Source organism: Bacillus sp. FSL L8-0099, assembly GCF_038006385.1.
In the GTDB taxonomy this organism is placed as follows: Bacteria; Bacillota; Bacilli; order Bacillales; family Bacillaceae_G; genus Bacillus_A; species Bacillus_A toyonensis.
This window is the reverse complement of the sequence record NZ_JBBOVC010000001.1, coordinates 4722580-4737996: the sequence shown is the minus strand read 5'-3', so window position 1 is coordinate 4737996 and position 15417 is coordinate 4722580. Positions and strand designations below refer to the sequence as shown.

17 protein-coding genes and 1 riboswitch are annotated in these 15417 nt (G+C 35.5%); of the genes, 9 read left to right on the top strand and 8 right to left on the bottom strand.

Features of this window, described 5'->3' with window-relative positions; all coding sequences use genetic code 11:
• Positions 1 to 134 precede the first annotated feature (134 nt).
• Both MHH42_RS24145 and MHH42_RS24140 read left to right on the top strand, forming a co-directional pair.
• On the top strand, positions 135 to 1388 hold the full coding sequence (locus tag MHH42_RS24145) for an ATP-binding protein (protein WP_000664869.1): 1254 nt from the start codon (positions 135 to 137) through the stop codon (positions 1386 to 1388).
• Positions 1385 to 2602, top strand: coding sequence for an ATP-binding protein (locus MHH42_RS24140; RefSeq protein WP_001032640.1), 1218 nt, complete (start codon positions 1385 to 1387; stop codon positions 2600 to 2602). The genes MHH42_RS24145 and MHH42_RS24140 overlap by 4 nt, the downstream gene beginning before the upstream one ends.
• A gap of 110 nt (positions 2603 to 2712) precedes the next feature.
• Here MHH42_RS24140 and MHH42_RS24135 read toward each other — a convergent pair whose 3' ends face one another.
• Positions 2713 to 3633, bottom strand: a complete 921-nt coding sequence (locus MHH42_RS24135; protein ID WP_001111097.1) for a Nif3-like dinuclear metal center hexameric protein — start codon at positions 3631 to 3633, stop codon at positions 2713 to 2715.
• Between the two features lie 332 nt (positions 3634 to 3965).
• On the opposite strand from MHH42_RS24135, the gene MHH42_RS24130 reads away from it, so the two are divergent.
• Both MHH42_RS24130 and MHH42_RS24125 read left to right on the top strand, forming a co-directional pair.
• On the top strand, positions 3966 to 4289 hold the full coding sequence (locus MHH42_RS24130) for an iron-sulfur cluster biosynthesis family protein (protein WP_000289564.1): 324 nt from the start codon (positions 3966 to 3968) through the stop codon (positions 4287 to 4289).
• Positions 4290 to 4510: 221 nt separating this feature from the next.
• Entirely contained in the window at positions 4511 to 5416 is a 906-nt protein-coding gene (locus MHH42_RS24125; protein ID WP_001255426.1) for a DMT family transporter, read from the top strand.
• A 28-nt stretch (positions 5417 to 5444) separates the two neighbouring features.
• Here the strand turns inward: MHH42_RS24125 and MHH42_RS24120 are convergent, their stop codons facing one another.
• Entirely contained in the window at positions 5445 to 5666 is a 222-nt protein-coding gene (locus tag MHH42_RS24120) for a hypothetical protein (RefSeq protein ID WP_000639048.1), read from the bottom strand.
• A 291-nt stretch (positions 5667 to 5957) separates the two neighbouring features.
• On the opposite strand from MHH42_RS24120, the gene MHH42_RS24115 reads away from it, so the two are divergent.
• Positions 5958 to 6341, top strand: coding sequence for an ATP synthase subunit I (locus MHH42_RS24115; protein WP_000624935.1), 384 nt, complete (start codon positions 5958 to 5960; stop codon positions 6339 to 6341).
• Between the two features lie 427 nt (positions 6342 to 6768).
• Here the strand turns inward: MHH42_RS24115 and pckA are convergent, their stop codons facing one another.
• Complete coding sequence (pckA, locus tag MHH42_RS24110; RefSeq protein WP_097837499.1) at positions 6769 to 8355, bottom strand: phosphoenolpyruvate carboxykinase (ATP); 1587 nt, start codon at positions 8353 to 8355, stop codon at positions 6769 to 6771.
• A 228-nt stretch (positions 8356 to 8583) separates the two neighbouring features.
• Positions 8584 to 8705: riboswitch (SAM riboswitch) on the top strand.
• Between the two features lie 169 nt (positions 8706 to 8874).
• Here pckA and metK point away from each other — a divergent pair.
• Positions 8875 to 10074 (top strand): methionine adenosyltransferase, encoded by a 1200-nt coding sequence (gene metK / locus MHH42_RS24105; RefSeq protein ID WP_000163114.1) that lies wholly within the window; start codon positions 8875 to 8877, stop codon positions 10072 to 10074.
• A 41-nt stretch (positions 10075 to 10115) separates the two neighbouring features.
• Here metK and MHH42_RS24100 read toward each other — a convergent pair whose 3' ends face one another.
• Together MHH42_RS24100 and MHH42_RS24095 are read right to left on the bottom strand one after the other, a co-directional pair.
• Positions 10116 to 10295, bottom strand: coding sequence for a hypothetical protein (locus MHH42_RS24100; protein ID WP_000902511.1), 180 nt, complete (start codon positions 10293 to 10295; stop codon positions 10116 to 10118).
• A 6-nt stretch (positions 10296 to 10301) separates the two neighbouring features.
• Positions 10302 to 10481, bottom strand: coding sequence for a hypothetical protein (locus MHH42_RS24095; RefSeq protein ID WP_000424805.1), 180 nt, complete (start codon positions 10479 to 10481; stop codon positions 10302 to 10304).
• Positions 10482 to 10733: 252 nt separating this feature from the next.
• Here MHH42_RS24095 and MHH42_RS24090 point away from each other — a divergent pair, with 252 nt between their 5' ends.
• Together MHH42_RS24090 and MHH42_RS24085 are read left to right on the top strand one after the other, a co-directional pair.
• Entirely contained in the window at positions 10734 to 11243 is a 510-nt protein-coding gene (locus tag MHH42_RS24090) for a MogA/MoaB family molybdenum cofactor biosynthesis protein (protein WP_080326637.1), read from the top strand.
• Positions 11240 to 11842, top strand: coding sequence for a molybdenum cofactor guanylyltransferase (locus MHH42_RS24085; RefSeq protein WP_097873197.1), 603 nt, complete (start codon positions 11240 to 11242; stop codon positions 11840 to 11842). Before MHH42_RS24090 ends, MHH42_RS24085 begins: the two co-directional genes overlap by 4 nt.
• A 280-nt stretch (positions 11843 to 12122) precedes the next feature.
• On the opposite strand, the gene MHH42_RS24080 is transcribed toward MHH42_RS24085, so the two are convergent.
• The 3 genes from MHH42_RS24080 to MHH42_RS24070 all read right to left on the bottom strand — a co-directional run bounded on the left by MHH42_RS24080 (position 12123) and on the right by MHH42_RS24070 (position 14535).
• Complete coding sequence (locus tag MHH42_RS24080) at positions 12123 to 13265, bottom strand: glycosyltransferase family 4 protein (RefSeq protein ID WP_097837498.1); 1143 nt, start codon at positions 13263 to 13265, stop codon at positions 12123 to 12125.
• A gap of 12 nt (positions 13266 to 13277) precedes the next feature.
• The gene (locus tag MHH42_RS24075) at positions 13278 to 13811 is read right to left on the bottom strand and encodes a phosphatase PAP2 family protein (protein WP_016109239.1); all 534 of its coding nucleotides are present in this window, start codon (positions 13809 to 13811) and stop codon (positions 13278 to 13280) included.
• 211 nt (positions 13812 to 14022) lie between these two features.
• Complete coding sequence (locus MHH42_RS24070; RefSeq protein ID WP_000640192.1) at positions 14023 to 14535, bottom strand: gamma carbonic anhydrase; 513 nt, start codon at positions 14533 to 14535, stop codon at positions 14023 to 14025.
• A 74-nt stretch (positions 14536 to 14609) separates the two neighbouring features.
• Between MHH42_RS24070 and MHH42_RS24065 the strand changes: the two genes are divergently transcribed.
• Complete coding sequence (locus MHH42_RS24065; RefSeq protein ID WP_016109238.1) at positions 14610 to 15413, top strand: alpha/beta hydrolase; 804 nt, start codon at positions 14610 to 14612, stop codon at positions 15411 to 15413.
• The last annotated feature ends 4 nt before the right edge of the window (positions 15414 to 15417 follow it).

The window sequence follows — 15417 nt, the reverse complement described above, 5'->3', positions numbered from 1 at the left end:
TTGCATATAGTCTGAAGATATTACACTGTTGGTATGATTTTCCTCAAATGTTCGATTTATCTTTGTTTGTCTATGAAAATCATTTATTATAATAAATGGTATTCTTCGAGATATTATTTTGAAGGGGTGTTAAAGTGAAAGAAAGTTTTCTATCATATAAAGAAGAAGAAAGGAATGCAAAAATTTTCTTATGGGTGCTATTTGTTACTGTTACTGCATATCAAATTTTCTATGCAATCGTATTAGAAAATAAATCACTAACGGATAAGGGACATAACATACTATGGCAAGTTATTTGTGGAACAGCAATACTCGGCGTGAATATATATTTAATAAAAAAAGAGAAAGCAAACCTTGTTAAATATACATGTTTATTTGCATACATAGGGATAGAAATGGCTAATATACTTTCGTATATTCTTTATAATAAGGCGGCATTTGATGGGGTAAATATAATAGAAATTATTCTCATTTTCTTTGTACCTATATTTTTAAATAAAAAGTATTTTGTGTTTTTACTTGCTACGATTATAGGGAAATATGTGATTTATTTATTTGTATTAGAGGAAGTAAAAGCGTTTATGTTTCTTATTATGTACACACTTTTATTAATAGCTGCATACATCATTTTAAATCGATTTTTACAATATCTTTCAGCTGTAAAGGAAAGTATTAAGATTGCTAGTGAATCACAAAAATTAGCAGTGATCGGAAAAATGGCAGCGACAGTCGGGCATGAAATTAAAAATCCACTTGCTTCGTTAAAAGGATTTACACAATTACAGCGAGAGAAGCATGAAGATGATCCTATTTATAAACGAATGATCTTTGAAATAGAAAATATGAATAATATGATAAGTGAGTTAATGGAAGTTGCTACATGTAAACCTTCTATTTATGAGAAACATGATGTAGGAAAAATTGTATTACAAGCAGTAAAAACTCTTCGCGAAAAAATGAATGAATCAAATGTTCAACTTATTTCTAATGTGGAAGAAAAAACAGTGGAAGTTGAATGTGATGAACGAAAAATAAGAGGAGTTTTTTTATATGTCATAAATAATGCTCTGGAGGCAATGGAGCAAGGTGGCATTTTAGATTTGCGATTAGAAAATAAAGGGAAAGATTATGTGATGATAAGTATAATCGATAGTGGTTACGGTATTAAGAAGGAAAATTTAGCCCGTGTGACAGAGGCTTTTTATACAACGAAACAAGATAAAATTGGTCTAGGACTTACGGTAGCGGATCGAATTGTTGCCGAGCATCTTGGTGAATTATGCATTGTAAGTGAAAGAGATATTGGAACAAGAATAGACATCATTCTTCCAATGAAGTTTGGAAATTATGAAATCCAAGTGGAAGAAAAGCTAGGAGTTACCATATGAATAAAGGCTATATATTTAAAAATGAAGAAATAAAGGCACTCAAAGTATTTTTAAGCTTATTTTTTATTATATTTTTTGTATATGATCTTGCCTATGAATTTATCGTACCTTTAATAGGGGGAGAACAAGAAGGAGTAGGAAAATTCGAAGATGGTTTAGGTTTATGGCTCTATTTTTGGATGGTGATATTGTTTTGCATCGGCATATATTTTATGAAATGGAAGAATCCATTTGCGGTAAAGTATATCATTTTAATTGGCTATAATATATTAGATTTTATCCATAATATTATGATTTATTCTGGTAGTGATGCTGAGTTTGATGGTGGAAATATAGTAGAAGGATTTTTCATTTTATTTGCACCAATCTTCGTGAGTAAAAAATATTTTTGGTTAGTTATAGGGATAATTGTTGGAAGGTACGCTCTTATTGGAATCATTATTCAATCTTCTCTCGTTTTAATCCCAATGGCATTATGTAGCGTATTCTCCATTATATGTTGGATTATATTTTTGAGATTCCAGTCTTACATTCGTACGATTGAGATGATGGATAAAGAAATAAAACAAACAGAAAAGCTAGCAACTGTTGGAAAAATGGCAACAGTTATTGGCTATAAGATTAGAAGACCTTTAGCAACTTTAAAAAAACTTGTGAATAAACAAGCGAACAAGCATCCCGAGGATAAGATTTATAGCGATATTATGAAGCAAGAGGTAGAACGAATTCATACAATTACTACAGAACTTAGTGGGTTTGAGAAATCTAAATCGCTAGAATCAGAAACTCATAACATACAAGAAATTATCGCTTATGTTATTCGGGTTATGGGTAAGCCTGCTTTAGAACAAGGGGTGCACATACAAGGTATTTACAGTAAAGACATACCGTCAATTACATGCGACGAAAAACGATTAAAACAAGTATTTTTTAATTTAATCAAAAATGGGATTGAAGCAATGTCAGTTGGTGGGACGATTACGATTAAAGTTACCGTAGAAGATGGAATCGTCGTTCAGGTGAAAGATGAGGGGTGCGGCATTCCAAAAGATAAAATTCCAAAGTTAAATGAAGCTTTTTACACAACGAAAGAAACGGGCACAGGTTTAGGGTTAGTAGTTACAGAAAAAATTATTAAAGACCACAACGGTAAAATGAGCTTTGAAAGTGAAGTTGGAGTTGGAACGACGGTAAAGGTAATGTTGCCGATGTAATGATAAAATATTCGAAAAAGGGAGATTACTTACTTGAGAGCGATCTCCTTTTTTATTCTGTAAAAAATAAATTGATGTGTGTACCCATCTTCACTAATTAAAGTGTCCTTTTATAACCACCATTTCTCCTGCGGAATTAAAGTAATATCCAAACGAAAGTTCTCTTTAAACCAATCATATATCAATGTCTCTTTCACTAAGTATTCAGAGGCAGAGTGCGACACACCGATGAGTGACATATTCGTTGTTTTTACATAATCCATAATGAGCGAGTATTTATGTCTACCGTAATCATTGTCGATATGGCAATGGATTTCTCCTGCAATATATGCTTCAGCACCTTTTTCTTCTGCTTCGTTCATTAAAGATACGACATCGCCACATCCAGCGATAATTGCAATTTTTTTAATGGAATCGTGTTGTTTACCTTCGAAGTCTGTGTAAGGAATGTGGAAGAGTTTTTTTAGACGTTTTTGGAGTGCTTCTGTTGATGTTTCATCTATTTCACAAATGAGACCGACTGGCTCGCTTTCTGGACCACCGTAAGCAAATCCGTCAATTACACTGGCTTGGAGTGCTTTTGCGATTGAAATGCTTGTTCCATACGTTTGATGAAAATCCATTGGTCCGTGACATGTATATATAGAAAGTTGTTTTTCTTTTATCGCCTGCAAATATTTTTCTGGAATGGGAATAAAACCACGGCCTGATTTTCCAAGCGGATCACCGCACTCCATTACAAGTGGATGATGCATAAAGAGTAAATCACCAGGTGTCGATTGTGAAATGAAGGCTTCAAGAACGTCATCTGTAGGGAATACAGCTAAAAATACTTTGTTTACATTTTCAGCCCCTCGTATCATAAGACCGTTAAATAGCTCTACAAAAGTTGCTTCAAAAAATTGTTGCCATGGAAATTGGATAGAATCATATACAGCAGGGATAAAGCGACTAAAGGCAATGTCTTTTCCGTATTTTTCGATTTGGAATATATGATTGAGTGATTGTTCTATTTCTTTTAAAGCTGGCATGTTGTGTTATCCTCCTTAAACTAATTCTTACTCTATTAGTTATTTTTATTGTTCATGGCAAAATAAGAAGCGGATAGGAAACAAATAAAACCTAGAATCCAACCAATAGAAGGAGAATAGGGAAGTATATGTTGTAATATCATTCCGCTAGAAATAAAAAAGCTACCTAATAGGCCTAATAAAATAGGATATCGCTTTAGTTGAGACATCAGTGATAGAACCTCCTTTATCACATACATTGTATATTAGTCTTAATTTTCTGTATACAAAGTTTTAGAAAAATAGTGGTACAATATATGAATGATATGAGAAGAAAGGATGAACATTAACAGATGTACGTTACTGTAACAGAAGCAGCATATAAAAAAATTATGGATACGATTCCAAATGAAGCGAAATATATAAAATTATTTTACGATAATGAAGGTTGCGGTTGTGTTATGAGCGGAATCATTGATTTAGTAGCTGTAGCTGAAAAAGATGAGCGTGATGTAGATATTGAATCAAGTACACTTAGCTTTATCGCCGATCGTACAAAGCTTGTATTTATGGATGATAAGTTAACGGTTGATTGGCATGAAGGTGGAGGAACTCTTCAGTTAAAAAGCCCGAGCCAGTTTTATAATCCAAATATGAAGTTACATGTTCGAGTATAATAAAGAAAAGACGGTTCCAATATGTTTTTGGAATCGTCTTTTTTATTGCATAAGGTGTTATTATTGCCGTTTTTTGTTGATAAGTCGATATACTTAAAAATCGCCGATATAATTTCATGTGTCAAAGTAAAGCTCTTGATACAATAAAAAGATTTTTTCACATAATGAAATGTACACATGATTGAATTTTCTGTATAATTTTCTTTGCGGAGGGGATACGCATGAGAAGATGGGGAATTGAGTTATTAATTTTAAGTGTGGTTATGATTTGGGGTATTAACTATACCATTGCAAAATATGGGCTTGTAGAATTTACAGCAATTGAGTTTACTGCTATTCGGATGATGGCGGCGGCACCGTTACTGTTATTGCTTACATTCTTTATTGAAAAGTCGCTTTATGTGGAGCGAAAAGATATACCAAGATTAATCGTTGTTAGTTTTGTAGGTATTGTACTATATCAAACGTTATTTATGGAAACTGTTAAATATACATCCGCTACAAATGCCTCTTTACTCATTTCTATTTCACCTATTTTTACAACTTTATTTGCGGTTTTTTTGAAACAAGAAAAGTTTTCTTCTCGGAAGTTAATTGGTTCTATGATTGCCTTTGTGGGTGCAGCATTAGTTTTAGTAGCGGGGCATTCACTCGCTAGTTCTTTTTACGGGAATGGAATTGGAATGATTACATCAATATGCTGGGGGCTTTATCCTGTTTTAGCAGGGCCATTAATTAAAAAATATTCAGCACTACGTGTTACTGCATGGTCGGCATTAGTTGGAGCAATTCCGCTTTTATTATTAAGTGGTCCACATGTATTTGTCATGCCGTTTCACATTACAAAAGGGATGACACTATTTGCTTTACTATATTCTATTTTCTTTGTAACAGTATTTGGTTTAGTAATGTGGTATATCGGTGTTCAAAAAATTGGGGCATCCCATACGATGGTATATATGTATATTACACCGATTGTAGCGGTTTTATTTGCAGCTATATGGGCAAATGAATCTATTTCATTACAACAAATGATCGGTGGGATAATCATTTTCTTTGGTCTATGGTTTGTAAAATTGGAGAAAGTAAAAGTTCATACTACCGTACAGGAACCTATATCAAAATAGGAAAACAGATCACTTATGATCTGCTTTCCTATTTTTTTATTTTTGGTAAGAAGACGAGAAATAAGATAGCAGTAATAAGTGGAATTAAGTTTAAAAATGGAATACGGAAGAGTGTGATAAGAATAATACCTGGAAGGAGAACACCGAGGACAGCGTAGAAAATACTATGATTTTTCGTGTACCAATATAGCGAAAGTCCAATAAGTGCAGGGACAATGAGATGAATGAGAGCCATTAAAAAATAAATCATTAGACGCCCCCTTTATTTGTGTATTTATTACATCATATCCGTATGTTCATAGATTGATATCACTTTTTTCATAAATGGACGAAAAATGTTTGGAAAAACGTCACAAATTATAAGAATATGATGTTCGAAATCTTGTATAATATTATTTTCTGAAAACATTTAAACAACATAAACATTGGGTTTATGTTGTTTTTAATTTGAGTGAAGAGAATTTTAAGTAGTATGAACTCGAAAGAAATGAGTTATACAGCTTTTGTTGGATAGATTAAAACTACTGAAGAGGGGTACAGCATGATTAGTATGTCATTAAGATCGTTTAAAATTCAATCGTATTATTTACTAGGTATTCTGCTATTAGGCTGGATGTTAACGCCGTTTTCAGCGCATTTTCTAGGTGCAGGAATTGGACTTATCGTAAGTATGTATTGTGTTTGGCTTTTAGGGAGACGAATTGAGAAGCTTGGAGATAGCATTGTAAAGAAAACGAAAGCACCGACGCTCGGTATGTTTAACCGTTTTGCCGCTGCTATTTTGGGTGCTATTATTATGTACGAAATTGAGCACCATATGGTGATGTGGGCTTTTGCAGTAGGGATTATGGGCGGTTATTTCTTAATTGTTGTTAATTTAGGCTACTATAGCATGAAAGATGAGAAAGAATTAACGAAGAGATAAAAAGATAAAAGCTGCTCTTTAGATGGGATAGAGGATCCAGCGGTGGCTAGAAGCGGTTAGAGCCTTTTTTAGTTCCAGGCAGTGTGAGACCAGAAGGATGTAGTAAGTAGGAAAAAAGTTTGTGTGTTTGAATCTGTGATTTATATGTGTGAAAATTTAAGTATATGAATTGTAGATTGTGGTTGGGAATTTTTTAGATGGAATAGAGAATCCGGCGATGGTTAGAAGCGGTTAGAGCCTTTTTTAGCTCCGTACTTGTATAAAAAATAGATAGAAAGAAGCTTACGTAAAAACGTAAGCTTCTTTTTTATGTAAGTGTGTGTAACCGTTAAGCCGCATTGGGTTTTGTCGGTGAGTACGCGAAACTTTTCGGTTACACGACACTTATTCATATGAGTAAAGGGTTATTCCAACAGAAAGTTTTAACTTAAGCGATTGGACCGCCTAAGTTAATAATAGCTTCAGAAACGCTGTCGAACTTTTTGAAGTTCTCTTTGAATTCGTTTGCAAGTTCAATTGCTTTTGTTTTGTAAGCAGCTTTATCAGCCCAAGTTTGTTCAGGCATTAATACTTCGTCTGGTACACCTGGTACGTGAAGAGGTACTTCAAGACCGAAGATGTCATGTTTAGCAGTTTCAGCTTTTGCAAGTTCACCGCTTAGTGCTGCTTGAATCATTGCGCGAGTGTAACCTAAGTTCATACGCTTACCAACACCGTATTCGCCACCAGTCCAGCCAGTGTTTACTAAGAATACTTTCGCATCGTGTTTCTCAATTTTTTCACCAAGCATTTCAGCATAGCGAGATGCATCAAGTGGTAAGAATGGTGAACCGAAGCAAGTTGAGAATGTAGCTTGCGGAGATGTAACGCCGCGCTCTGTTCCTGCTAGTTTACTAGTGTAACCACTTAAGAAATGGTACATAGCTTGTTCTTTTGATAACTTACTGATTGGAGGCAATACGCCAGATGCATCAGCAGTTAAGAAAATGATTGTATTTGGATGTCCTGCAACACTTGGCAGCACGATATTGTCAATCGCATGCATAGGGTAGGCAGCACGTGTATTTTCTGTTAAAGTAGTATCGTTATAGTCAGCGATGCGTGTTTGATCATTAATGACAACGTTTTCTAAAACAGATCCAAATTTGATTGCATCAAAGATTTGTGGTTCTTTCTCATGAGAAAGGTTTACACATTTCGCATAGCAACCGCCTTCAATATTGAATACACCGTTATCAGACCAACCATGCTCATCATCACCGATTAATTTACGGTTTGGATCAGCAGATAAAGTTGTTTTACCTGTTCCAGATAAACCGAAGAATAGTGCTACGTCACCTTCTTCACCTACGTTTGCAGAGCAATGCATAGAAAGAATATCTTGTTCAGGTAGTAAGAAGTTCATAATAGAGAAGATTGATTTTTTCATTTCTCCAGCGTATTCTGTACCACCGATTAGTACGATACGTTTTTCGAATGAAGCCATGATGAATGCTTCAGAGTTTGTACCGTCAATTACTGGATCTGCTTTAAAGTTCGGTGCAGAAACAATTGTAAACTCTGATTCATGAGTTGTTAATTCTTCTTCAGTTGGACGAATAAATAATTGATGTACAAATAGATTGTGCCATGCATATTCGTTAATAACTTGAATTGGTAGGCGATAGTTGCGATCAGCGCCTGCAAATCCTTTGAAGACGAATAACTCTTCTTTTTCTTTTAAGTATTCTAAAACTTTAGTATATAATTTATTAAAATGTTCTTCAGAAATCGGTTGGTTCACAGCTCCCCAAGCAATTTTGTCAGCAACCGATGCTTCTTTCACAATAAATTTATCTTTAGGAGAACGTCCTGTGTATTTTCCTGTTGAAGCAGAAACTGCACCAGTAGAAGTTAATTTCCCTTCATTTCGCATTAATACTTTTTCCACTAATTGCGGAACACTTAGTTGAATCTGTGCATTGCTTCCGTTCAATAATTCATGTAAACCGATTTGGACATTCACAGTACTCATATTTATATACCATCCTTTTCATTTAATGAAATATTTCTCGTAATCCCCATCAAGAGTATAACACAATTATATAAATAATGTATACTATTTATTTATTTTTGTTTGTGTGAATGTATTATTTCCTTATTAATATTTCATTCCAGGCGTATTGAGAAAAACTTTCAGGAAAATGTGAATATTAATTGACAAATGAATATCATTTCTTTAGTATAGGTTGGGACGGATACTCTCTTATCCCGAGCTGGCGGAGGGACAGGCCCGATGAAGCCCAGCAACCTCACTTGTAGTGGTAAATACATGTGAATAGGTGCTAAAACCTGTGCGAGGCTAATGGTCTCGAACGATAAGAGCAAAGGGCAAAAAGCAGTATGCAAGTAGCAAATTAAACCTTTCCTCTATGTTAAGTAGGAAAGGTTTTTCTGTATGCTTGTGTGGGAGAATAAATGTATGTCGCAGTTTGTGGCAAATTAAGGATGAGTTCCGTACAATATATACAATTACTGTAGGGAGGTTTACCACATGACAAAAAAACGTCATCTGTTCACATCTGAGTCTGTAACTGAAGGACATCCAGATAAAATTTGTGACCAAATTTCTGATTCAATTTTAGATGCGATCTTATCAAAAGACGCAAATGCACGTGTAGCTTGTGAAACAACTGTAACAACTGGTTTAGTATTGGTAGCGGGGGAAATTACGACTTCTACTTACGTAGACATTCCAAAAATCGTTCGTGAAACAATTCAAGGCATTGGTTACACACGCGCAAAATACGGATTCGATGCAGAAACTTGTGCAGTTTTAACATCTATCGATGAGCAATCTGCTGACATCGCTATGGGTGTTGACCAAGCGCTAGAAGCACGCGAAGGTCAAATGACTGACGCTGAGATTGAGGCAATTGGTGCAGGAGACCAAGGTTTAATGTTTGGTTTTGCATGTAATGAAACACAAGAATTAATGCCACTTCCAATCTCGCTTGCTCACAAATTAGCTCGCCGTTTAACTGAAGTACGTAAAGATGACACATTATCATACTTACGTCCGGATGGAAAAACGCAAGTTACAATTGAGTATGATGAAAATGGTAAACCTGTACGTGTAGATACAATTGTAATTTCTACACAGCATCATCCAGATGTTACATGGGAAGAAATCGATCGCGATTTAAAAGAGCATGTAATTAAAGCTGTAGTTCCAGCAGAATTAATGGATGGAGAAACGAAATTCTTCATTAACCCAACTGGTCGCTTCGTAATTGGTGGACCACAAGGTGATGCTGGTTTAACAGGACGTAAAATCATCGTTGATACTTACGGTGGATACGCTCGCCACGGTGGCGGTGCATTCTCTGGTAAAGATGCAACGAAAGTTGACCGTTCTGCAGCATATGCAGCTCGTTATGTTGCGAAAAATATCGTAGCAGCTGGACTTGCTGACAAAGCAGAAGTACAACTTGCATACGCAATTGGCGTAGCACAACCAGTATCAATTTCAGTTGATACATTTGGCACTGGTAAAGTATCTGAAGACGTACTAGTAGAACTAGTTCGTAACAACTTCGATCTTCGCCCAGCTGGTATTATTAAAATGCTAGACTTACGTCGCCCAATTTACAAACAAACAGCAGCTTACGGTCACTTTGGACGTACTGATGTAGATCTTTCATGGGAACGTACAGACAAAGCAGCTACTTTAAAAGAGCAAGCTGGTCTATAATATATGAAAAAAAGCTTTGCGCAGTGAGCGCAAAGCTTTTTTTATTTCGTTTTACTTACAATTTGAATGCATGATTTACAATACACTTCTCCGTCTAGCTCAATATATTTTTTCATATTAGTCATACCACTTGCTGGAAATGGCATATGAATCCGTGATTTTTCATATGTTTGTATTTCTTTTTCACATGATTTACAAATGGTCCGTTTCTTATGTAACATATGCAATCAACCTTTCATTTGACGTGCTTTACCCGCGCAAAAGGCACTGCTTAGTAAAAATAGCGTTGCGAATATAATACTTACTAATGTGGCGTATGGAATTGCTCCTTTTAGAGAAAAACCGACAGTGATGGAAGCAACGAATAAGAGGATGAATGTTGTTGTTAATTTTTTGTATAGTTCCATAATAGGTAGACCTCCGATTTATTTGGTAGTGCAATTTTAAAAACTGAATTCTACTATGTAGAAAATATAAGAAAAGTTAAAGGTTAGCTAATGATGTGAAGTCTAGGGGGATAAGAAAGAATGTTTTTCATTTTCCTTTTTGTGGATTACTATACTTATATTGTATCATGATGCATCATCGTCTTCATACATAATTGTGTAAAGGTATGTATGATAAAATGAAGAAAAGTCTTTAAGAAAGGAAGAAGAAAAATGAGTGTCAATGAACATAAAAAACAAGCGCCAAAAGAAGTGCGTTGCAAGATTGTAACAATTTCCGATACACGTACGGAAGAGACAGATAAGAGCGGACAACTATTACATGAATTGTTAAAAGAAGCAGGCCATACAGTGACTTCTTATGAAATTGTAAAAGATGATCAAGAAAGTATTCAGCAAGCAGTGTTAGCTGGTTATCATAAGGAAGATGTTGATGTTGTATTAACAAATGGTGGTACAGGTATTACGAAACGTGATGTCACAATTGAAGCTGTATCAGCTTTATTAGATAAAGAAATTGTCGGATTTGGTGAGTTGTTCCGCATGATTAGTTATTTAGAAGATATCGGAAGTAGTGCAATGTTAAGTAGAGCGATTGGTGGCACAATTGGGCGAAAAGTTGTCTTTTCAATGCCAGGATCTAGCGGAGCAGTTCGCCTTGCGATGAATAAGTTGATTTTACCGGAGTTAGGTCATATTACATTCGAGCTGCATCGCCAATGAGTAAATGGGCTGGAATTGTATTAGCGGGCGGTATGTCGAGTAGGTTTGGTGAGCCGAAAGCGTTAGCGAGCTGGCAAGGGAGTACTTTTATTGAGCATATTTTGAAAGTGATGACAAGGACGCTCCAAGAGGTTGTAGTCATTAGTCATTCTGATATAAAAGAGCGAGTGGAGCAATTCGTACAAGTTCCTGTTATAGAAGATATTCCGCACTATAAAGGAAACGGTCCACTTGCTGGAATTGTATCAGGAATGGAATATATAGAAGCAGATTGGTACGCTATTATGCCTTGCGATGCGCCAAATGTTTCGCATGAGTGGTTTACTATTTTATTAGAGCAAACGAACAATGAATATGATGCGGTTGTACCTATTATTAATGGAAGAAAACAACCGTTACTTGCAGCGTATCATAACCGTGTGAAAGAAAAGATTTATACTTTACTTCAAGAAGAAAAAAGAAGTATGGGGCAGCTTTTATTACAATGTAATGTGAAATATGTTGCCGGAGAAGATATACAAGCAAATGCAGAATGGTTTATAAATGTAAATACGAAAGAAGAATATGCGCAAACTCAAAAAAACCTTTCAAATGAATGAAAAGTTTTTTGATATACAGAATTGGGGAACAATTGCTGTATAAAGGTATGTGAGTAAGCTGATTTTAAGGGGAATTCTTAAAATCACTATACAGTAAAAATACTGTATAACCATATATTAATTTTTATGGGTTTTTATTACAAGTCTGTTTAGTTATGTTTATTTTTGTTATAATGAATATAGAAATAAAGTGATATTTAACCTTATGTATCATTTATTAAACTAAAATTTGTGTTCGTGTAATAAACTCCCTTCATTTTTTTGAAGGGAGTTTTTGTGTTTAAGCGAGTAATTCTGATGTGGTGTGCTGAAGGACTTCTTCATATTGATTAAGTAAGCCACGAAAAATCTCATCCCAGCTTTTGGATTTCGCATAAGACGAAGCTGCTATTCCCATCTGTATAAGTTTTTCTTTATTTTGTAATAAAGAATAAATGGATGATAGAAATGCATCCGCATCTTTTGGTGGACAAAGAACTCCCGTTTTTCCATCTGTAATAATATTTTTAACTCCGCCACTATTTGCACCAATGACAGGGGTACCACATGCAAGTGATTCGAGTACGACATTTCCAAACGTTTCAGTAGCTGATGGAAATACCATTATGTTAGAACAAGCATATGCTTCAGCTAAATCTTCACCTTGTAAATAGCCAGTAAAAGTGACATTTGTTTTCGAGACAGCTTCACATAAGTTTGCTGCTAGAGGACCATCTCCGGCGATGAGCCAATGAATGTCGTTTCGAGTATGCGCGGATTTAACGATAAGGTCTTGCAACGTATCAATATCTTTTTCAGGAGCAATCCGTCCAACATAGGAAAGGACATACTTCGCTGTAATATTATATTTTTTTCGGAATAGGTCTGTATTATAAGCTGGATGAAAGAGTGTGCAATCTACACCACGTCCCCAAATAGAGAGGGACTGAAACCCTTTATTTTTTAGTTGATGTAATGTTTCAGAGGAAGGAACAAAATTCTTTTGCATATGACTATGAAACCATTTTAAATAGTTCCAAAGCATATTAGAGAGGAATTCGATTTTGTAATAGCGTAAATAGGCATCGAAATCAGTATGATAAGAACCGACAACTGGAATGTTTAACTTTTTTGCATAATACAATCCACAAAGTCCCATGTTGAAAGGTGTAGCAATGTGAATCATATCAGGTTTAAAGGTAAGAAGTTCCCGTTTAATGCGCGGAGTAGGAAAAGAAAAGCGGCATTCTGGATATAATATTGTTAACGGGATACTTCTCATTTTGTTCACATTTGCTACGAAATTATCTTCAGCGGTATGCTGAGGGGCGAAAACAGAATAGGCAATCTTTTCTTTTTGAAAGTAACGTGTTAATCGCTCTAATGTTTTCGCAACCCCATTGATTTGTGGTGTAAAAGTATCGGTAAATATGGCGACTCTCATCATATCGCTCCTTTACGTGAAGAGTGGGATGCATTGATAAAAAGAGATGATGCCAGAGCAAGTGCCGAGGCACATACCGACGAATACGTCTGACGGATAGTGAAGCCCTAAATAAATGCGAGAAATCCCGACGCATAATGCTAGCGGTAATAGAAAAACAAGTAAGCTTGGATTATAGCAAATAAATGGAATGAACACAGAGAAAACAGCCGTTGTATGACCAGACGGGAAAGAGTGGTCTTTTAATGGATGGACTGGATATTTTGCATCCTGAATTGCTAAATAAGGACGTTTTCGCGGATACCATCTTTTTAATATTTGCACAGGAATATGGCTAATTGCTAAAGAAATAGCAGTTGCAATTGCAGCTTGATGCAAAGTCCCTTTTGCGAAAATTAAAAAGAAAAGTGTGAGTGCAATGGAGAAAGTGGCACCACCAATATGAGTAATATTGCTGAAAAAGATATTTAATGTTTTTTGATCAAAGTAGCGATTAATTTCTTTGAAAATGTAACATTCTATTTTATATAATCCACTGACCTTCATGAAAATTATCCTCCCTCATCTACATATATATGGAGATATTTGCTTCTATTTTAATAAGATTTTGTTGAGGGAATAATAATGTTTTGTAAAGAAAAAGTTAGTTTTTATAAAGTGAAACTTTAATCAGTGGGGATTCTGTTCATCCACCACTGATTATTAGCCTTCACCAATCGGGATGAAAAAAGCTGCCAATCTTATGGCAGCAGGAAAATTATTTTTGTAATGATTTATAGTATTGACCTTTTTCAACGTATTGTGTGCGAATTCGTTCCATGTCTTTACGGTCTTCTTCTGTTAATTCACGAATGACTTTCGCTGGGCGACCGAACGCTAACGTATTTGGTGGAATTTTCTTCCCTTGTGAAACGAGACTCCCAGCACCGATAAAGGCTCCTTCACCAATTTCAGCACCATCTAATATAATAGATCCCATTCCAATTAAAGCATCTTTTTTAATGTGACAGCTATGTAAAATGACTTGATGTCCAACTGTAACGTCATCTTCTAAAATAAGAGGATACTGAGGGCTTTGGTGGAGTGTACATTGATCTTGTACATTTACCCGGTCTCCAATTATAGTCGGTGATACGTCACCTCGGATGACTGTATTAAACCAAATACTTGCTTCTTCACCAATGGAAACATCGCCTGTAATCGTAACATAGTCAGCGATAAAAGCACTACTCGAAATTTTTGGTTTTTTTTCTTTATAAGGATATATCATGTAAAGCCTTCCTTTCCTAGAGACTAGTTTTAGTGTATCAAATTATGAAAAAGAGTGAAATGGAGGAGGTCTGTATGTGGAATTATGAAGCGGAGGAAGCGAAAGCTGTAGTCGTTATTGTACACGGCGCAATGGAATATCACGGACGCTACGAAGCGGTCGCGGAAATGTGGAATCATATCGGCTACCACGTCGTGATGGGAGACCTTCCGTCACATGGAACGACTTCGAGAAATAGAGGACATATTGATTCATTTGATGAATACATAGAAGAAGTTAAATTATGGGTGAAAGAAGCTAGAAAATACCGGGTACCTATTTTTCTATTCGGTCATAGTATGGGCGGTCTTATCGTGATTCGTATGATGCAAGAAACGAAGAGAGAAGATATAGATGGTATCATTTTAAGTTCGCCATGTTTAGGCGTATTAGCTGCACCTGCTGCTCCGCTTCGAGCGGCTTCAAAAATATTAAATGTTGTTGCACCAAAATTGCAATTTGCAACGAATCTTACAGTGGAAATGTCGACACGTAATCATGAAGTGAGAGATGCGATGGAGAATGATTCATTGTTCTTGCGCAAAGTATCAGTACGTTGGTATAGTGAATTAATTAAGTCTATTGAAATGGCCCATAAGAAAATAAACGATTTTCCAGATGTTCCGCTCTTGCTAATGCAAGCATGTGAGGATAAACTTGTAGATAAAACACGTGTCCGCATGTGGTTTGATAATGTTAAAATAAGTGATAAGGGATATAAAGAATGGCCTAATTGTTATCATGAATTATTAAATGAGTATGAGCGTGATGAAATTTTGAATTATATTCAGTCATTTACTGAAATACGTATCAATAACATAATAGAAACAAATAAGTAAATTA